Annotated in this window: 14 protein-coding genes; 12 read left to right on the plus strand and 2 right to left on the minus strand. The window is 58.6% G+C overall.

The features are described from left to right. Positions 1-56: 56 nt before the first annotated feature. The 3 genes from M2447_RS09565 to rlmN all read left to right on the plus strand — a co-directional run bounded on the left by M2447_RS09565 (position 57) and on the right by rlmN (position 3,357). The gene (locus M2447_RS09565) at positions 57-1,211 is read left to right on the plus strand and encodes a sialidase family protein (protein WP_277558424.1); all 1,155 of its coding nucleotides are present in this window, start codon (positions 57-59) and stop codon (positions 1,209-1,211) included. 111 nt (positions 1,212-1,322) lie between these two features. Beyond that, complete coding sequence (locus M2447_RS09570; RefSeq protein WP_277509985.1) at positions 1,323-2,216, plus strand: DUF1266 domain-containing protein; 894 nt, start codon at positions 1,323-1,325, stop codon at positions 2,214-2,216. A gap of 28 nt (positions 2,217-2,244) precedes the next feature. After that, positions 2,245-3,357, plus strand: a complete 1,113-nt coding sequence (rlmN, locus tag M2447_RS09575; protein WP_277509984.1) for a 23S rRNA (adenine(2503)-C(2))-methyltransferase RlmN — start codon at positions 2,245-2,247, stop codon at positions 3,355-3,357. A 145-nt stretch (positions 3,358-3,502) separates the two neighbouring features. On the opposite strand, the gene M2447_RS09580 is transcribed toward rlmN, so the two are convergent. Together M2447_RS09580 and M2447_RS09585 are read right to left on the minus strand one after the other, a co-directional pair. Beyond that, positions 3,503-4,249: a phosphatase PAP2 family protein gene (locus tag M2447_RS09580; RefSeq protein WP_277558425.1), complete on the minus strand. Its 747-nt coding sequence runs from the start codon at positions 4,247-4,249 to the stop codon at positions 3,503-3,505. 136 nt (positions 4,250-4,385) lie between these two features. Next, positions 4,386-5,423, minus strand: a complete 1,038-nt coding sequence (locus tag M2447_RS09585) for a LacI family DNA-binding transcriptional regulator (protein WP_277509982.1) — start codon at positions 5,421-5,423, stop codon at positions 4,386-4,388. A gap of 287 nt (positions 5,424-5,710) precedes the next feature. On the opposite strand from M2447_RS09585, the gene M2447_RS09590 reads away from it, so the two are divergent. The 9 genes from M2447_RS09590 (at position 5,711) to M2447_RS09630 (ending at position 18,756) form a co-directional block, all read left to right on the plus strand. Further along, positions 5,711-6,742, plus strand: a complete 1,032-nt coding sequence (locus M2447_RS09590; RefSeq protein ID WP_277509981.1) for a galactitol-1-phosphate 5-dehydrogenase — start codon at positions 5,711-5,713, stop codon at positions 6,740-6,742. A gap of 35 nt (positions 6,743-6,777) precedes the next feature. Next, positions 6,778-7,449, plus strand: a complete 672-nt coding sequence (locus tag M2447_RS09595; protein WP_277509980.1) for a ribulose-phosphate 3-epimerase — start codon at positions 6,778-6,780, stop codon at positions 7,447-7,449. A 41-nt stretch (positions 7,450-7,490) separates the two neighbouring features. Then, on the plus strand, positions 7,491-9,158 hold the full coding sequence (locus M2447_RS09600) for a ribulokinase (protein ID WP_277509979.1): 1,668 nt from the start codon (positions 7,491-7,493) through the stop codon (positions 9,156-9,158). 22 nt (positions 9,159-9,180) lie between these two features. Continuing rightward, positions 9,181-10,566 (plus strand): FAD-dependent oxidoreductase, encoded by a 1,386-nt coding sequence (locus M2447_RS09605; RefSeq protein WP_277558426.1) that lies wholly within the window; start codon positions 9,181-9,183, stop codon positions 10,564-10,566. 210 nt (positions 10,567-10,776) lie between these two features. Next, positions 10,777-12,024 carry an MFS transporter gene (locus M2447_RS09610; RefSeq protein ID WP_277509977.1) on the plus strand — a complete coding sequence of 416 codons (1,248 nt, stop codon included), beginning with the start codon at positions 10,777-10,779 and terminating at the stop codon, positions 12,022-12,024. Positions 12,025-12,064: 40 nt separating this feature from the next. Continuing rightward, on the plus strand, positions 12,065-13,444 hold the full coding sequence (locus M2447_RS09615) for an FAD-dependent oxidoreductase (protein ID WP_277558427.1): 1,380 nt from the start codon (positions 12,065-12,067) through the stop codon (positions 13,442-13,444). Between the two features lie 41 nt (positions 13,445-13,485). After that, the gene (locus M2447_RS09620; RefSeq protein ID WP_277558428.1) at positions 13,486-15,390 is read left to right on the plus strand and encodes a DNRLRE domain-containing protein; all 1,905 of its coding nucleotides are present in this window, start codon (positions 13,486-13,488) and stop codon (positions 15,388-15,390) included. Between the two features lie 338 nt (positions 15,391-15,728). After that, positions 15,729-17,039 (plus strand): tyrosine-type recombinase/integrase, encoded by a 1,311-nt coding sequence (locus tag M2447_RS09625; RefSeq protein ID WP_277558429.1) that lies wholly within the window; start codon positions 15,729-15,731, stop codon positions 17,037-17,039. A 223-nt stretch (positions 17,040-17,262) separates the two neighbouring features. Continuing rightward, complete coding sequence (locus M2447_RS09630; RefSeq protein ID WP_277558430.1) at positions 17,263-18,756, plus strand: Fic family protein; 1,494 nt, start codon at positions 17,263-17,265, stop codon at positions 18,754-18,756. The last annotated feature ends 455 nt before the right edge of the window (positions 18,757-19,211 follow it).

Raw genomic sequence — 19,211 nt, forward strand, 5'->3', positions numbered from 1 at the left:
CGGCGGATGCGCAAGCCATGCTCGCAACACGAATGCGCGCAATAATAAAGACCATCATGCGAAACCTCACAATCACACTCCTTGCCTTGGTAATAATGGCATCCGGAATCGCGAATGCCGCTGTTGAAACCACCGATGTTTTTGTTTCCGGCCGCGACGGTTATCACACGTATAGAATACCGTCCATCGTGCGCATTGCGGACGGTGACTTGCTCGCTTTCGCCGAGGGGCGCAAGGGCGGCAAGGGCGACGCCGGCGACATCGATTTGCTGGTGAAGCGGTCCAGCGACAACGGCCGCACATGGAGCTCCGCGAGCGTGATCTGGGATGATGCCGGCAACACTTGCGGTAATCCCTGCGCCGTGGTCGATGGCGACACGGGTGTCATCTGGCTTTTCGGCACGCACAACCTCGGGACTGATCGCGAGGTGGACATAATCCACAAGCGCGCCGCGAGCACGCGCACGGTGTGGGTGATGAACTCGCGCGACGGCGGGCGCACGTGGTCGAAGCCGGTGGATCTCACGTCCACGCTCAAAAATCCGTCGTGGGGCTGGTATGCGACCGGTCCCGGCGTCGGCATCCAAATCGCGCGCGGCCCGAACAGGGGGCGGCTCGTCATTCCCTGCGTGCACAGCTACGATGATCCGCAGGGCAATTTGCGCGGAGGCCCGTATGAATACGGTTCGCACAGCATTTACTCCGACGACCACGGAAAGACGTGGAAGCTCGGCGGCGTAATTCATCCCAAGATGAACGAGTGCCAGGTGGTCGAGCTCGCCTCGCCCGCCGGCACGATCGAGATGAACATGCGCTCGTATTTTGATAACGGCTGCCGGGCGGTTGCGCGCAGCAGGGACGGCGGCGTGACATGGACCGGGCCGGTCGACGCGCCCGCGCTTGTCGAGCCGCGCTGCCAGGCGAGCGTATTGCGCCACAGTTGGCCGAAAGGCAAGAAACCCGGCGTCATGCTGTTCTCCAATCCCGCGTCAAAAACCGCCCGCGAAAACATGACGGTGCGCCTGAGCGAGGACGACGGGGCGACATGGCCGCGTTCATTGGCCTTGCGAGGGGCGTCCGCCGCGTATTCGTGCCTTGTTTCGCTTTCGGACACGGAGGCCGGCTGTCTCTACGAGGCAGGCGGCAAGACCCGCAAGCAGTCCTATCGGCGCATCGTCTTCGCGCGATTCTCATTGGGTGACATTAAATAAAGTCAACGCACGAAGAGAGCGCCGGGCGGCAAACCAGCGCGTGCATTGACATAACGGGGGCGAGCCGCTCATTTTTTCACATCATATAGAAAAACAGCACTCCCTTTAACGATGACTCCCCAGGAACAGCAACTCGACGCCTATCTCAAGCAACTCAAGGCCATGGGCCTTACCGACGAAATGATCGAGGCCTACAAGCAGCAATTCGCGGCCTCGATGAACGCGGCTTCGCAGTGGAACCAGAACATCTCCCAGTTCACGCAAAACATGCAGCAGTTCAACGAGCTTTTCGGCGACGGCGATGGCGACGACGACGAGACCGGGGGCTCCGAAATCACGCTTTCCGACAAAACCACGCTCACGCCGGACGAGCAGCGCGCTGTGGCTTGCGGCGCGGATCTGTGCATGCTCAACGACCAATATCTCAACGACCTTCCCACGGGCCTCGGCAAAAAAAACTGCCGCCAGCTTCTTTCCCAGTGGTGGGATATCGACGGGCGCGAGGAAATGCTCGAAACCATCGCGCGCCTTCAAAAAACAGGGCATCGCGGACAGTTTAAAATCATCGCGCAGGCTTACACGATTTTGGACGCCAAGGAAGGGAAACGCTACCTCCGCGAGGACCTCGCGGGCGTGATGGACGAGGATGTTGCGGTCGAACGCCTCCGCAATCTTCGCGACGGACTTGAGCAGTTTGTCGAGGACGGGCTGATCAGCTCCGAGAAAAAAGTGCCCGACATGATGGTGTGGGATTTTGCCCGCATCATAAACATTTCGCGCGCCGGTTTCGACGCCGGTTATCTGGAGCGCGAGGAGGCGCTCGCCTCGATCATGGACGCCGCCGCAAAAATTCGCGCCGCGTATGGTTCGTGGAAGGAAATGTCGGTCGCCTACCAATTTGCCCGTTATGTCTGGACTGGCGACGACACCTACGAACTGATGAAGGCCAACATGGACGTCCTCTTGAGCGATCCCAAAAGTCCGTGGGTGACGATTGAGTGGTGACGGTGCAGCGCAGACAGTTGTTTGCCGCATGAAACACACGCCCGCCAAGCCGCCGCTCACCGGCGAAACGCTCGAAACGCTCTCCGACCGCCTCAAGGAGCGCGGCGAGCCGGCGTTTCGCGCCAGGCAAATCCTCGAATGGCTGTATAAAAAGCGCGTCCGTTCCTGGGATGCGATGACCAACCTTTCCAAGCCGCTCCGCGCCTGGCTCGCGGACACGTTCGAACTCATGCCCGCCGCGCTCGTGCTCGGGCGCCAGTCCGCCGACGTGACCGACAAGCTCCTGCTCGAGCTCGGGGACAAATCGCTCATCGAAACCGTTATCATCCGCGCGCCGCAGGATGGCGTGGGCGTCGATCACTCGCGCAAAACAATCTGCGTTTCAACCCAAGTCGGTTGCGCGATGGCCTGTGTGTTTTGCGCGAGCGGGCTCGCCGGGCTCAAGCGCGATCTCACCGCCGGCGAAATCGTCGCGCAACTTTTGCAGGTTTGTTATCGCGAGGACGCGCTCACGCCGCGCGCGCATGCGGAGCTCGCCTCGTTCGACAACATCGTCGTCATGGGCATGGGCGAGCCGCTTGCCAACTACGACGCGCTCATGCGCGCGCTCACCATCGTCAACGCCGACTGGGGGCTTGGTTTCGGCGCGCGCCGCATCACGGTTTCGACGAGCGGGCTGGTTCCGAAAATCCTGAAACTTGCCGACGAGCCGCTCGGGTTTCGCCTCGCCGTTTCGTTGCACGGGGCGACCGACGAGGTTCGCGAAAAAATCATGCCTGTGAACAAGGCCTATCCGCTCGCGAAACTTTTGCCCGCGGTGAAGGCGTTTTCCGAAAAACACGGACGCATGATCACGCTGGAATTCATCCTGATCGCGGACGTGAATGACTCGTTTGAGCAGGCGGAAAAGTTGCGCGACATCGCGCTCGACCTGCACGCGCATGTGAACCTGATTCCCTACAACACCGTCGAAGGGCTGCCGTGGAAACGTCCGAGCAACAATCGTCAGGAGCGTTTCGCCGACGTGCTGCGCAACGCCCGGATATCGGTGACATTGCGCCGCGAAAAAGGCCACGACATCGACGCCGCCTGCGGCCAATTGCGCCTGCGGACGGAAAAGGAGCGGGATCAGCGGTTGTAGCGCGCCCGCGCCCGATGGATTGGCGAATCCGCGGCCATGCCGCTCGGAAAAAAGTTTAATCCCTCCTGTGCAGCCAAGGGTAGGGCGGTTGGCAGACTGTCGCTGGCGCTCGAACCTCCGAAACCGCCGATTTCCCCAAAAAACATTATTTGGATGCTGTTTTTTCGAGAAGTGTCTGCGCTCTTTTTTTGGCGTCGGGATTTTTTTTCAGAAAATCCAGCAGCTCGTCGCGCATTTCCTTGATCGCGTCCCGGGTCTGTTTGTTGCGCAGCATTTCGTTGGCTATAATAGTTCCGATGAGTTTGCCCGCCTGTGTGTCCGACGGATAATGCACACCGCCGATCACGCGGCACCACATGGTTTCGCGCACGTCGTTCATGAACAGGATTTCGTATTCGGGCATCGCCTTGCCGAGGAGCACCGCCCAGAGCGCGCTTGCCGCCGAGTGACCGCTGGGATACGAGGTGTTGTCCTGCCTTTTCACGCAAGGCTCGACACCAAGCCCGCGATCATAGGGGCGGGTGCGGTTCCATTGTCTTTTGGAGGCGTGGACAACCGGGCGGCGTTCGTTGGTGGCCTTTGTCAAAATAGCGATGGTGCGTGGCAGATTTTTTTCGTTAAACGCGGGGCCGAAAACTTGGGTGCCCATTGAGAGGCTGTCGTGGGCGCTGACGCGTTCAGCGCGCGCGGCTTGCGCGGGGGTGCGGTCTTTCTGCAATTGCAGCACGGTTTCAAGGTCGGCCATACCCGCGGGGGAATCGTCAGCCGGCGGCGGCGGAACCATTGCGATGATTGTCGCGGGGTCTGTCGTGAGAAAAGGCTGCTCCGCGGCGCCGAGTGTGATGGCGAGAAGGAGTGCGATTGTTACTGTTATGGCGGGAGCTTTTCTCATTGATGTATGCTGTGCTAAGGGTGTGGTGTGGTTGTTTGTTCGGACAAAATACGCAACCAATGCGAGGTTGTGTCAACGAATCACACGGGCGGTCGCGGGTGTGCCTGTTTGGATCCGTTTGGTGCCGGGGAAAATATCAGGCCCTGCGTCCTTGGCGCGCGCGGTCCGGCTGCTCGACCCAGACGCCTTCGAGCAGCATGGTTGCGGGGTTGGCGGTGATTCCGAGTTCGTTGTGCTGCAGTTGCGTCACCACGAGGTCGAGCGCGTTGGAGGCGATTTTTTCGTTGAGCGGATCGATGCCCGGGAGCACGCCGCGCGGATGCCATTCCAGTGTCACGACTCTTCGCGCGTGTGGCGCCATTTCCCGCAGCGCGTCCGCGTCCGCGCGGGAAAGTTGCCAGCCGACCACCAGCGAATCCGCCTTTTCCCTCTGCCATTTTCCCATGAGGGGAAGCTCGTCCGGGCGCGCATAGACGACATGCTTCGCGGCGTTTGCGCGGTCGGGATGGCCTGTGAGAACCGCCGCCAGTTGCATTGAGTGCGTGCGTTCCTGCGAGTCGGGATTGAGAATGACGACGGGGTGCCGGCAGCCCTCCGCGTGAAGTTTCGCGAGAAGGCACCGCACGCTTCGGTAATGAAAATGCGCCGAGCGGTTCATGGGCAGGGGGAATTCCGTGTGGCCGATAACCGCGGCGGCGAAGGGGCTCCAATCCCAGTCCAGCGCGACGCGCGCGCCGCCCTTTACCGCCGCGAACACAAGGCCGGAGATGCCGCGCGAAACCAGTATCCGGTGCAGGCGTTCCGGTCGCATGCCCTCCTTGTCGGAGAGCCAGAATTGGTCAACCGCGCAGCCGACTTGCTCCGCCCTTCGCGTCACGCCGAGCAGGAAATTCTTTCCCGCCTGGTGCCAGTTTTCGGGCAATTTCGAGAGGTCTTTCGGTGTGTTCATCCACACCAGCGCGATGGTTTCCCCTTTTCCAAGGCCGCGTCCCCGCCGGACGTTTGCCATGAGCGAGCTGATGCGCAGGTCGGGTTTGTAACCAAGCTTTTCAGCCACGCGCCGGACGCGCGCCACTGTCGCCGGCGGAATGCTCGGATGCCCGCGCAGTGCGTAGGAAGTTCCGCTGGCGCTCAAGCCCGCGGCCTTGGCCACATCCGCAATGGTTACCCTCATGATTCCAGACACGCGCGAGTTTTTTCCGGGGGCGGATTATTGTCAAGAGACGGGGATGAGGGAATTGCCGCGCCAAGAGCCGGCGGCGGCCCGTCGTGGCTGCCGCCGCTTGGGCGCTGGGTTGACTCAACGAATTCAGCAACTTCGTTATCGACGAAAAGACCGCGCCCGTGACAGTTAATCGCAGGCAAAGCCATTCGTCGTTTTCGCGAGACTTTTCCGCCGCAAACCCAAATGTTTCCCCGAACTTCGCAAACAAAACCTCAAATCAATCCGCACTAAAAAAAATGAAAGCGCTCGTATTGCTGGAAGACAAGGTTCTCAAATACTCGGAGGTCGCCATGCCCGAGCCCAAACAGGGCGAGGTTCTCGTGAAAGTTCATGCCTGCGGCATTTGCGGGTCGGACATCGACCGGGGTTTCGGCGGCAAGGCCTACCACTATCCGCTCGTCATGGGGCATGAGTTTTCCGGCGTGGTTGAGAAATCGTTTCCCGGGGGCAAATACAAGCCGGGCGACCCCGTGGCGGGTTTTCCGCTCATTCCCTGCAAGCAGTGCGCCGCGTGCCAGACGGGGGATTTCGCTCAGTGTTCCGATTACGATTATTACGGTTCGCGCCGCGACGGCGGTTTTGCGGAGTATGTCGCCATCCCCGAGGAAAACCTGTTCCGCGTTCCCGACCATGTGAATTTGTCGCACGCGGCGATGACCGAGCCGGCGGCTGTCGCGCTTCACGGCGTGCGCCGCGCCGAAATAAGCGTCGGCTCAAGCGCGGTGGTTTACGGCTGCGGCCCCATCGGAAACATGACCGCCCAATGGCTCAGGATCGCCGGTTGCGATCCGGTGATCGTGGTCGATGTGGACCGCGCGAAACTCGACCTGGCGGAAAGCATGGGCTTCGTCGCGCTCAACAGCGCCGAATGCGATCCGGTTGAAAGAATCGCCTCCATCACCGGCGGCGAAGGCGCCAAAATCGTCGTGGAGGCCGTCGGCCTTCCCGTCACTTTTCTCAACGCCCTTCGCTCCGCGGGACGCGGGGGACAGGTGGTGTTCATGGGCAATATCCGCGGCACCTTTGAGGTCGGGGACAAGGACTTCTCGCAGATTCTCCGCAAGGAGCTGCGCATATACGGCACCTGGAACAGCAAGGTGGTCCCGCGCCCCGATGACGATTGGTCCGTGGTGCTTGAAATGATGGATCGAAAATTGATCGTCGCCCCCTTGATAAGCCACACGCCGTCGCTCGATGAGGGCGAGCGCATCTTCAACGACATCGCGGGCAAAAAACTGGCCTGCAACAAAGTGCTGTTCAAACCCTGAGAAAAGAACGGCGCGCATTTTCAAAAAACACAACCATGGCAAAAAAAATATCCGTATCCATAATGTGCGGCGATCTCCTGCACCTTGGGCGGGAGATTAAAACGCTGGAGGCGTGCGGTGTTGACTACCTGCATGTTGACATCACGGACGGGCATTTCGTCCCCAACCTCACCTTCGGGCTCGATTTCGTGAGCGCCATGCACAGGGCGACCGATCTCCCGCTGGACATCCACCTGATGGTGCGGCACCCGGCGGACATCATTGCCAAGCTCGATATCCGCAAAGGCGACATCGTTTCAGTCCACACCGAGGGCGGCATTCGAGGCATCGCCGCCATGAGCCAAAAAGTGAGGCGGGCCGGCGCCTTGTTCGGCATCGCCGTCGATCCGGAAACGCCGGTCGGGGCGCTCGCGGGAGTCCTGCCGCTCGCCGATGTTGTCATCCTCATGCTCGTAAGCCCCGGGTTCGCCCGCGGCACCTTGATCGAGGGCATCATGGACAAGGTCGTCGAGGCCCGCGCTTATTTTGCGAAGAAAGGCCGTGGCAATATCATGATCAGCGTGGACGGCAGCGTGAGCGTCGAGCGCGCCAAAATGATGGCGGAGATGGGCGCGGATATATTTGTCGGCGGCACCGCGGGCATCTACCGCGAGGGGCGGCGCTTGGAGGAAACAATACCGCTTTTTAGAAAAGCCATCACATTATAAACAAAACCTCCCGCCCACGCTTTCCCCAAAAAGTAAAAACCATGATCGACCCCCACGTCATAGGAATGGATTTCGGAACGGACTCCGTTCGCGCGCTGCTGGTGAACGCGCTCACCGGCGGGGAGGTTGACTCCACTGTTTTCAACTACCCGCGCTGGGGAGGGGGAATGTATTGCGACGCGCAAAAAACACAGTTTCGCCAGCATCCGCTGGATTACATTGAGGGCGTGGAAAGCGTCATCGGAACGCTCACGAAAAGGCATCCCGAAATCGCGGGGCATGTGAGGGCGATCTGCGTGGACACCACGGCGAGCACCCCCTGCCTTGTGGACGCTGAGTGCCGTCCGCTCGCCCTGCGTCCGGAGTATGCCGAAAACCCCAACGCGATGTTTGTCCTGTGGAAGGATCACACGGGGGAAAAAGAGGCCGCCGAAATCACCGCCCTTTGCTCGGCGGGCCCGGTCAACTACGCGCGCCAATCCGGCAGCCACTACTCAGCCGAAAATTTCTGGTCCAAGATAACGCACATTTTCCGCGAGGAACCCGCGCTCAAAAAAGACGCGCGCTCGGCCATTGAACTTTGCGATTTCATCCCCGCGCTCCTTGCGGGAATCAGCGACATCAACGAACTGAAAAGAAGCCGCTGCACGATGGCCGGAAAATGGCTGTGGTCGGAAAAATGGAACGGCTACCCGCCGTCGGCGTTCTTCGCCCGCCTCGATCCGAGCCTGCCGGAATTCGTCAGCCGCCTCGGCGAAAAAAATTACACCTGCGACCATGCCGCCGGCGCCCTTTCGCCCGAATGGGCCGCGCGCCTCGCGCTTCCGGAGGGCATAAAAATCGGCGTCGGAAATGTTGACTCGCACTCCGGCGCGGTTGGCGCGGGCGTCGTCGATAAAATGCTGGTTCTCAACCTGGGAACCTCCGCCTGCTGCATGACGGTTGTGCCGCCCGCTGTCCTTGGCGACAGGTTTGTCGAGGGCGTCCACGGACAGGCGCACAGCCTCATCATTCCCGGACTTGTCGGAATCGAAACGGGCCTCTCCGCGTTCGGGGATGTCTATGCATGGTTCCGGGATCTGCTTGCCTATCCGCTCACGGAAATACTCGCCAAAAGCAAACTGCTCGACGCGGACACCGCGCAAAAACTCATCGCCGAAATCCGCGCCAACATTCTCCGCGAACTGGACGCCGCCGCCGCAACCACGCCCGGCGAAAACGCGCCCTTCGCCACCGACTGGCTGAACGGACGCCGCAGCCCCGCGCCCGACGCAGCCTTGTCCGGCGGCATCACGGGACTGCGGCTTTCCTCGACCGCGCCGCAACTCTACCGCGCGCTCGTCGAGGCGACAGCCTTTGCGACAAGGGCCATCGTCGATCACCTCGCCGCCAACAACCTGGAAATCGACCACCTGGTCGCCGCCGGCGGCATCTCGCAAAAATCCCCCTTCGTCATGCAAACGCTCTCCGATGTGCTGGGGCGCGAAATCCGCGTGACAGGCTGCCCCCACACCTGCGCCCTGGGCGCGGCGGTGTTTGCGTCCGTCGTTGCGGGCGTCCATGGCAGCGTGGCCGCCGCGCAAAAAATACTCTGCAAACCCGCCGTCACCGTTTACCGGCCGGACATGCTCAAACACCGCGGCCATCTTCGCGGCTACGAGCGATACAAGACGGCTGACGCATTCACGAGAACCCTGGCAAAAAACTAAAACCAACCTCCCGAAAAACATTATGGAAAACAAAGCGAAAACCCTGCGCGAACCCGCGCGTGAAACTCCCGTGCGCCGCTCGGTGGACGTCCTCGTTGTCGGCGGCGGCCCCGCCGGAATCATGGCGGCGCAAGCCGCCGCCGGCGAGGGCTTGCACGTGCTGCTGCTGGAAAACCGGAGCTTCCTTGGCGGCAACCTGACAATCGGTTTGCCCATACTGGCCTTCTTGAATTGCAAGGGCGAGCAGGTCATCAAGGGCCTGCCGCAAAAATTTATCGACCGTCTGCGCGAGCGCGGCGCGGCCAGCGAACACAAGCCCTGCAAAAATCACATGAGCCTGACGATCATCGACTCGGAGGAGGCAAAATCCGTCGCCCTTCAAACGATGGCGGACGCGGGCGTTGAGGTGCTGATGTATGCCCTGTGTGTGGACGCGATCATGGATGGAAACGAAATCAAAGGCGTCATCATCGAGAGCAAGGCGGGCCGCGAGGCGATCATGGCAAAGGTGATTATCGACTGCACCGGTGACGCCGATGTTGCCTTCCGCGCGGGTGTCGAATGCCGCAAGGGGGACAGTGACGGCGGCATGCAGCCGCCCACGCTAATGTTCTGCATGCGCGGTGTTGAAACTCAAAAACTCCGCGACGCCATCGTCAACCATCCCGGGGAATACGACATGGACGTGATGCCGCCCGAGCAGTTTAGGGAGGGCAAATTCATAACCGTGGGCTTGCGTGGAAAAATCAAGCAGGCCCTTGCCGACGGTCTCAAAATTCCCGTGGCACGAACCATATTGATCACCGGCCTGGGCGACGACGAAATCTGGGTGAACATGTCGCGCGTGAGCGGCGTGGACTCCACCGACCCGGTCAGCAGCACCTTTGGCGAAATCGAGGCGCGCAAACAAAACAAGGAACTCGTCCGATACCTGAAAAAATACGTGCCCGGTTTTGAAAACGCCCGGCCTGAGAAAACCGCGCCCTTCCTCGGCATCCGCGAAAGCCGCGTCATCGTCGGAAAATACATCCTCACGAGCGACGACATCGTGAACTGCCGCCGCTTCGACGACGCGATTGCGGTGGCGGGCTACCCGGTTGACATCCACCACGCCAAGGGCGCGGATTGCACGATGGAGTTTTGCGCGGACAGCTACGACATTCCCTACCGCTCGCTGCTTCCGGCAACTGTGGAAAACCTGCTGGTCGCCGGGCGCTGCTCCTCGATGAGTCACGAGGCGATGGCGTCCACCCGCGTTATGTCCACCTGCATGGCGTTGGGCGAGGCGGCGGGGCGGGCGGCAAGGATCGCCTTGCGCGGGGGCATGAAACCATCCGGCGTGAATGTTGCGGAAGTTCAAAAGGAACTCCTCGAAAAAGGCGCATACCTGCGCCCGTTGGCCCCGTGAATATTCATTCAAGATAAAATATTGACCGCTTTTTTATTATGCCCTGCCTTGGGCTCGGACAGGAGCCAATTCTCCTGCCTCCGCTTAGTATCCCGCCGGACTCATCCCAACGCCATTTAGCCCATTCATGAAAACTCGTGTAGCGCGCAATCCGAAAACAACGGAGACCGATTTAATATAAACTGCAAAACTCAATCGTTGCCCAATTTTATGCCCTTTCTAAAACCCTCGCTCCGCCGCTGGATTATTGTCGCGATCATATTCGCGGCGATGGTGCTCAACTACATCGACCGGGTGACCATCTCCTTCCTCAAGGATGAAATCCAGACGATGTTTGGCCTCGATAATTTCGGTTACGCGCTGATCGCCAACGTGTTTATTTTCTTTTACGCCATCATGTATCCCGTTTCCGGCTGGCTTATTGACCGATTCGGACACGGCGACGGCGTCCGGCGGTTTATGTTTGGCGGCATTCTGGTCTGGTCATCCGCCTGCATCGCGGCGGTGTTCACTCGCGTTGCCTGGACGTTTGGCGCCTGCCGCGCCGTCCTTGGCGCCGCCGAGCCGATGGCCTACGCCGCGCAGCTCCGCGCCGTCACGGAATGGTTTCCCAAGAAACTTCGCGCGACGGCCAACAGCCTTTGCGTTGCCGGCGGCACGATCGGCATGGTCATCGCCGCTCCGCTCCTCGTCGGCCTCAAGGAAACCTACGATTGGCGCGCCGCGTTTCTCGTTCCCGGTGTGCTCGGTATTGTCGTGGCGGTCCTGTGGTTTGCCTTTTACCGCAACCCGCCCGCGGATGTGCTCGCCGAAAACACCGGCGAGGCTTCCGCCGCGAAAGGCACCGCGTTCACCTGGCCGCAACTCTGGAAAACCCGCACGCTCTGGGGCGTCATTCTCATTCGCTTCATCAGCGATCCCGTCTGGTATTTCTGCCTTTTCTGGCTTCCCGGCTACCTCAAGTCCGCCGGCCTAAGCGAGCAGCAAGTTGGCATGTTCGGATGGATTCCGTTTCTCTTTGCCGCGCTTGGCGGCATCGGCAGCGGCATTGTCTCCGACTTCATGGTGCGCTCCGGCATGGCGCCGCTTCGCGCCCGCAAAGTCCTCCTTACCGTCATGGCCATCGTCATGCCGGTCTTCGCGTTCACCCCGCACATCGCCAGCCCCGTTGTTGTCATCGCCATATTCAGCGTCGTGTGCGCCATCTGCCTGAGCTGGCTTTTCAACGTCCCCGTCATCCTGACCGAGACCTTTCCCACGCGCAACGTCAGCGGAGTGCTTGGCATCTCGGCAGGCTTTGGCGCCCTCGGCTCCGTGATCTTCAATCTCTTCGTAGGACGCGCGCTTGATACTGTCGGCCCCGTTCCCATCTTCGCCGTCATGGGCGGACTTCACTTGGTTGCCGTTGCCGTGCTTTGGACAATGGCGCGAAAAGAAAACCCGCCGTCCGCGCGTTAGTTTATAATTTGTATATATAACTCATTAAAATAATATTATCATGAAAACCGAAAACAATACGATTATCGAACAGTCAAGGGAAACGCCAATATACAAGGAGACAGACGTGCTGGTCGTCGGCGGAGGCCCCGCCGGCATCATGGCCGCGCTGGGCGCGGCGGAGGGCGGACAGCGCGTGACGCTTGTCGAGGGGCTCAGCCATGTGGGGGGCAATCTCACCACCGGGCTTCCCATCCTCGGGTTTCTCAGCCAGAAGCAGGAGTTGATTATAAAAGGCCTGCCGCAAAAACTCATGGAGCGGCTCAAGGCGAAGGGCGCGGCCAGCGAGCACCAAGCCTGCCCGCTGCATGTCAGCCTCACAATCATCGACCCGGAGGCCGTCAAGACCGAGGCGATGAACATGCTTCTCGAGGCGGGCGTGGAGATTCTCCTGCACATGATGTTTGCCGATGCGATTGTGGAGGACGGCAAAATCAAGGGATGCGTTTTCCAGGGCAAGGCGCGTCGCGAGGCGATTCTTGCCAAACAGGTGATTGATTGCACGGGGGACGGCGACGTGGCTTTCCTCGCGGGCGCGCCTTGCGAGAAGGGCGACGACAAGGGCGGCATGCAGCCACCGACGCTCATGTTCCGCCTCGACAGCGTGGACACCGACAAGCTCCGCAACAGCATTGCCGGGCAACCGGGCTCGTATCAGATGGACTTCATCCCTCCGGATTATTTTGGAAAAAACAGCCGCTTCATCACGGTCGGCTTGCGCAACTTGATAGAAAAAGCCCGCGCTGAAGGCGTGCAGATTCCGACTGATCGCACGATTATTATAACCGGCATCAGGAAAGGCGAGGCGTGGATCAACATGACGCGCGTCAAGGACATCGACGGCTCCGACCCGCACAGCCTCACCGACGGCGAGATCACCGCGCGCAAACAAATCGACGGCATCGTTAAATACCTGACCGGTTATGTGCCCGGCTTTGAGAACGCATGGTTGTCCAACACCGCGCCATTTCTCGGCATTCGCGAGTCCCGTCGCGTGGTGTGCAATTACATGTTGAATCGCGACGATCTCCTGAACTGCGGCAAGTTTGACGACGCGATCGCCGTAGGCAGCTATCCGATTGATATTCACCGGCCAAACGACAACGACTGCACGCTCGAATGGTGCGGCGATTGTTATGACATTCCCTACCGCTCGCTCGTGCCGCAAAAGATCGAGAACCTCTTCATCGCGGGTCGCTGCATAGGCACGACGCACGAGGCCATGGCCGCCACGCGCGTGATGTCCACCTGCATGGCGGTCGGCGAGGCCGCCGGTCGCGCCGCCGCAATGTGCGCCGCCGGGGGAATCGCGCCGGCGTCGCTCGATGTTAAAAAATTACGCGAAAAATTACAGTCAAGCGGAGCCTATTTGCGCGCGTAATAACAAGGCGGGTGTTCTTAAATTTATATATACTAGAAAATATGAAGCAGCATAACCGTCCCGGTTTTTTTCGCGTTTATTTTGCGATAGCGACATGCGCGCTTTTGCTTTCCCCGGCTCATGCCGACTCCAATCTGGATGACAAAACACTGACATTCCAAAACGGCCTTGATAACTACTCGGGCGCGATGGAGATCGGCATCGACCAGGGAAATCCGGGCGTGCTCGGCAACAAGGCAAACAACCTTTGGATCGAGCGGCATGAAAGCAAGGGCGAGCAACTGAAGACGAAGCAGGCGCTGGTTCGTTTTGATAATATTTTCGGTTCGGGAGCCTCGCAAATTCCTCTCGGCGCAAAAATTTCCAAGGCGACATTGCGCCTCAATGTGGGCTCGAAAAAGGACGCGATAACTTATCACCGGATATTTCTCAGCCGCATGCTCGTGCCGTGGGGGAAGGATGCAGCGTGGAAATACAAGGCGTGGGGTGACGATGGAATCCAATACGATGGACGCGAGGCAGTCGCCGCTCCCGACGCGCTCTTTGTCCCCAATCTCAACAACACCGCCTACGAGATTGATGTCACCGAGTCGCTGCGCGCGTGGGCGGGCGGGCAGCCGAACAACGGCTGGGTTTTATATTCAACACGCACGCACCATGTGCCGGCGGCCTTTATCACGTCACGGGTGGACAGGCGGGAATTGCGTCCACTGCTCCGCGTCACCTACGACGCCAATCCGTCCAATATCGCGCCCGAGGCGACAAACCTTTCCTCGACGCATGCAAACGCGACCACCGCCACGCTTTCCCTGCGTGTGACTGACTCCAACAAGGACGCCCTGAGTGTCGCATTTTACGGACGCAAACAGGCCGCCGCCGCGGATGACTTTCAGATTATTCTCCTTCCCGACACGCAATATTACACAAACGAGCGGCTCGGCGGGAAATCGGAAATGTTTGACGCCCAGACGGAATGGATCGCCCGAAATGCCAGGGCGCGCAACATAGCCGGCGTGCTCCATCTCGGGGACATCACGGACCACGGGGATATTCATGAAGATCAATGGAAACTTGCCCGCCGGGCGCTCTATAAACTTGAGGATTCAAAACTGAGCGGCCTGCCCGAGGGTGTTCCCTATTGCCTGGCCGTCGGCAATCACGATCAGCGTTATCCCGGCCCCGACGGAAAAATCAATAAGGATGGCCCGGCGAAACTGTTTAACAAGTATTTCGGCGTGAATCATTTTAAGGGGAAAAGTTATTACGGCGGAAACTACGGCGATAATAATAACAATCACTACACGCTGTTTGAATCAGGCGGAACGAAGATTGTCGTGCTCAGCTTGGAATTCGGTCGCCTCAGAAAGGATTCCGGAATCCTCAAGTGGGCCGGTGAAGTTTTGGCCAAGCATGCGGATCGCCATGCAATCGTGATTACGCACGCGACGCTTTTCCCCGGAATCCCGGGCGAATTTCAGGAGGATGGTGAGGCCGTTTATGCCGCGTTAAAATCGCACAAAAACCTCATGCTCATCGTGGGCGGACACACAACGGGCGAGGGGCATCGCACGGACACTTGCAACGGCTCCGTGACGCATTCCATCGTTCAGGACTTTCAGTTTGATGAAAACGGCGGCGCGGGGTTTCTCGGCGTGCTTACTTTTTCGCCGCGCACCAACGAAATCCGCGTGGCCACCTATTCGCCCTACACAGGCAAATCGCGCACGGATCCCGCGGCGCAATACACGCTTGCCTACGATTTTGGGACCAAGATCGAACCCTTCAAAAAACTCGCCACAGTGAAGGCCGAATCAGGAGCCGGGGCGAAATACAATTGGAAGGGCAGGGCGGCCAACTCGGTGTATGAATGGTATGCCGAGATTTCGGATGCCAGAAAGACAACCCGCACCGAACTCCAGTCATTCATTCACGCTTCGGTGAAATAAAGAAAACTCGTTGAGGAAGGCCCAAGGTCAAATCCCCCTTCGGGCGGCGACTTTGCGGGTCTCTACCGTCTCACGGGAAATGATGTGTGGCGGGGGCAAGGGAGGGAGCCGTAAGGGGGCGGTCACTTTTTTAATGGGGCAAAAAAAGACCTCAAAAACTTGTGCGAGTCTTTGAGGTTAAAGTGGCTGCCCGGGCTGGGGTCGAACCAGCGACCAAGTGATTAACAGTTTTTTGTTAAAGCGTCATATTTTTGTCCTTATTTGTCCCTTTACTTCCGTATTTACGTCATTATGTTAGAGGGGAAATGATTTGTAACTTATAAGACACTTACGGATAAATGAAGACACGTGTGGACAGAAAAAGTGGCCGAAAAGTGGCCGAAATTAAACCTAGAGCACGGAATGATCCCTCGAAGACAAATCCGAGCTACTGGCGTTCGCGACTCGTCAAACAACACGGATCGCCGGACTACTCTGCCCGCGTGCAACATGCCGGACGGCGTGAATGGTTCAATACGAGATCAGGTAATGCTGAGGTCGCGGCGGTGCGTGCGTCCGAGTTTTATTGCGATGTCGTCTTGATGGGCTGGGCGGCTGCTACTGAAAAACACCGTCCGAAGGCTGTCGCCAAAACCAAGGTCTGCACTGTCGGCGAGTTTGTCGCCGATGTAGAGGCGCACAGCCATATTAAGCCAATTACCGTCCGTCGTTACGCCGTGAAGCTTCGCAAAATTATTTCCGACGTGGCGGAGCTCGAAAAGGGGATGAAGAAAAAAGCGAAGCTTAAAAAATTCGACTACGTCCACGGTGGCCGCGTGGAATGGCTCGGAAGAATCAACTCGCAGCCACTCGACGTGCTGACGCCAGAGAAGGTCAGCGAATGGCGCAACGATTACGTTGCCAAGGCCGGATCCGATCCATTGAAGCGTAAATCAGCCGAACGTTCCGCGGCCTCCTACCTGCGGTGCTGCAAGGCTCTGTTTGCCCCCGATGTGTTGCGAGTGCTCTCCGTGACCATGCCTCCAAATCCGTTCGCAGGAGTGAAGGTCAAGGATCCCGGCCCGCAGCGTTATCGCAGCGACATCAATCCGGAGTGGCTTTTGACGGCTGCGGTGCGCGAATTGAAACCGGAGCAGCCACAAGCGTTTCTCGGTCTTGTGCTTTGTTTGTGGGGTGGGTTGCGACGCAAGGAGGCGGACACTCTCACCTGGGCTCAGGTTGATCTTGTCAATGGCCAAATACACATTCGCCGCACTGCGCATTTTGAGCCGAAGACGGAGGAGTCGCAGCGCAGTGTGGACATTCCCCAAGCTGCCGTGGATATCCTTCGCTCCTATATGGGGAATTCGCCGTTTGTGATGGAAGGCGGTGATTCCAGGCCGGGCGCGACTTACGATTATTACCGTTGCGATGGCACTTGGCGCGTTCTGATCGACTGGTTGAAGACGAAGGGAATCACACAGCAAAAGGCAATTCATTCATTGCGCAAGGAAAGCGGCTCGCTGATTGCCTCGGCCTTTGGGATTGAGGCGGCGCGGTATCATTTGGGACACCGCAGCATCAAAACCACCTCCGCTCACTACGTGAGCAAACGCAAGCGGATCGAGGTGAACATCGGCGGCGGTGAGCCTCCGGGCGTTTCGGATTGAGGACAGCTTCAATGGAGGATGGGTAATTATCTTGCATGGGATTTATGGATGCAATTGATGAAATTTGACTGTTTTGATTTTAATTAAAATTAAACACATTTCTGATTTTATAATTATTTTCGTGCATCATTAAATGTTTTCGTGCATGCGTGTGCGCATGAAGAAACGATCCAAAAAAACCGTGCCAAAGACAACACTCACCGTATCCGCCGGCAAAACGGGTTTGCTGGGTGCGGCGTGGTTGCGAACAACGCTGGATATGCCGGCGTTGTCCTCGCGCGTGGAATCTTCGCTCGGTAGCCGCCTCCGGGAGCATGAGCAGGCCGACGGGCGCAAGGCTCAGGTTTTTCCGGCGTCGTATGCCGTGCCTGACGATCCGCTGGCGCATGTTGTTTTTTCATTGAAATACGAGGGCGTGGACTTGCTGCTTCTGAAGGGGGTTTTTGAGAGACTGCCAGCCAGGAAGGTGAGTGCGTTTGTGCAAAACGAATCCACGGGAATCTATGCACGCAAAATCGGATTCCTTTATGAGTTTCTGACGGGAACGACGCTGTCTCTTGGTAAAACCGTGATCGGGGGGAATTACGTTTCACTGCTTGATGAGCGCGAGTATGTCACGGCGGAGCCGCGCAACGTCCCGCGCTGGCGTGTTCGCGATAATTTGCCCGGCACCCCCGCTTTTTGCCCGACCATCCGGCTCACGCAGAAATTGAGTGCGGGGCTCAGGACGGACTGGCGCGCAAAGGCGGCGGCAGTTTTGAAAAACACACCGCGTCCCCTGCTCGACCGCGCGCTCGGATATTTTTATGCAAAGGAAACGCGATCGTCATTTCTCATTGAGAGGGAGGCTCCGGGTGCGGGGAAGCAGGAGCGTTTTATCGCAGCGCTGCGCGAGGCGGGAAACTTGCCGTCAGCGGGCGAGTCGCTTGAGGTTGGGCGCCTCGTTGCGTTGCAAAACAAAATTGTCGATCCGCGTTATCGCGAGACCGCGTTTCGCACGGTGCAGAATTACGTGGGCGAGACGCTGCACGATTTTAGCGAGCGCGTGCATTATGTGTGCCCGCCGCCGGACGCCGCGAGTGCGCTCTGGCGCGGTGTGGTGGAAAGCGCGAAACGCCTAGAGGCGGCGCCACCGTTGGTGCAGGCGGCGGCGGTGGCGTTTTCGTTTGTTTTCATCCACCCGTTTCTCGACGGCAATGGACGCATTCACCGATTTTTGTTGCAGGACACGCTTGCCCGGCGACACCTGCTGTCTGATGGGGTGCTGATACCTCTTTCCGCGAGCATTCTCGCCGACCTACCGGCATACGACAAGGCGCTGGAAACATTCTCCAAGCCGGTGATAGCCCTCGCGGATTATGTGATTGAGCGCGACCGCTCGCTCACGCTTCGCAATGGAGATGAGTTGCTGCCGCTGTGGCAGTATCCCGATCTCACTGCGCAAACCGAATACCTGCACGCGGTGTTGGAGCACGCGATTGCCTCCATCCCGGAGGAGGTGGAGTTTTTGCGCAGACACGACGCCATGCGAAGCGCGATTACCGGAATCGTCGATTTGCCTGCGCGGAAACTGGATTTGCTCCTTACGCTTTTGCGTGAAAACGCGGGGTGCCTGTCGAGGCGGAAGCGCGGACACTTTGCCGAGCTGGCTGACACTGAGGTGGCGCGCATCGAATCCGCCTACAAAGAGGTGTGGCAGATTGCTACCAAAAAATAATTTTCTTGGTTCACGGTGGCCAATTTCAAAACAATCGTGCATCCGCCTCGCCTGCATGCCCGAAAGCCTGCCTTTGTCCGTCGAGGTGCTCGCGGGCAAGTAAGACTCCATGAAGTCGCCGATGGGCGACTTTCGAAGCTATCCACCTGTATGCCCCTAACCCACAATTGAACTATACCTTGTTATTATAGTTGATTATCGGTGACTCTCCATAGCTGGTCGCCGAGGATAGGAATATCAAAGGGCTGGCATTTTGGGACACGCGTTTTCCGGTTCCTAAACCAACTTGAAAAAAATGACTGCGCGGCGATCAGCAGCACATCGTGGAACCTGTCCGCCAATCGTTATTTCACGAGTTTTACGGGCGCAAAGCCATTTTGCGTTCCACTCCGCGGCCGGTCACGCCTTTCGGCGGCCTGGCCGTCCTGGTCGAGTTCTGGCGGCAGCTCGATTTG

This window comes from Ereboglobus sp. PH5-10 (assembly GCF_029504735.1).
In the GTDB taxonomy this organism is placed as follows: Bacteria; Verrucomicrobiota; Verrucomicrobiia; order Opitutales; family Opitutaceae; genus Ereboglobus.

Bases quoted from the DNA above. Each gene is read 5' to 3' on its own strand.
- M2447_RS09605 (WP_277558426.1), top strand. From the start codon at position 9,181: ATGGAAAACAAAGCGAAAACCCTGCGCGAACCCGCGCGTGAAACTCCC.
- M2447_RS09565 (WP_277558424.1), top strand. From the start codon at position 57: ATGCGAAACCTCACAATCACACTCCTTGCCTTGGTAATAATGGCATCC.
- M2447_RS09590 (WP_277509981.1), top strand. From the start codon at position 5,711: ATGAAAGCGCTCGTATTGCTGGAAGACAAGGTTCTCAAATACTCGGAG.
- M2447_RS09580 (WP_277558425.1), bottom strand. From the start codon at position 4,249: ATGAGAAAAGCTCCCGCCATAACAGTAACAATCGCACTCCTTCTCGCC.
- M2447_RS09570 (WP_277509985.1), top strand. From the start codon at position 1,323: ATGACTCCCCAGGAACAGCAACTCGACGCCTATCTCAAGCAACTCAAG.
- rlmN (WP_277509984.1), top strand. From the start codon at position 2,245: ATGAAACACACGCCCGCCAAGCCGCCGCTCACCGGCGAAACGCTCGAA.
- M2447_RS09585 (WP_277509982.1), bottom strand. From the start codon at position 5,423: ATGAGGGTAACCATTGCGGATGTGGCCAAGGCCGCGGGCTTGAGCGCC.
- M2447_RS09595 (WP_277509980.1), top strand. From the start codon at position 6,778: ATGGCAAAAAAAATATCCGTATCCATAATGTGCGGCGATCTCCTGCAC.
- M2447_RS09600 (WP_277509979.1), top strand. From the start codon at position 7,491: ATGATCGACCCCCACGTCATAGGAATGGATTTCGGAACGGACTCCGTT.
- M2447_RS09615 (WP_277558427.1), top strand. From the start codon at position 12,065: ATGAAAACCGAAAACAATACGATTATCGAACAGTCAAGGGAAACGCCA.
- M2447_RS09625 (WP_277558429.1), top strand. From the start codon at position 15,729: ATGAAGACACGTGTGGACAGAAAAAGTGGCCGAAAAGTGGCCGAAATT.
- M2447_RS09620 (WP_277558428.1), top strand. From the start codon at position 13,486: ATGAAGCAGCATAACCGTCCCGGTTTTTTTCGCGTTTATTTTGCGATA.
- M2447_RS09610 (WP_277509977.1), top strand. From the start codon at position 10,777: ATGCCCTTTCTAAAACCCTCGCTCCGCCGCTGGATTATTGTCGCGATC.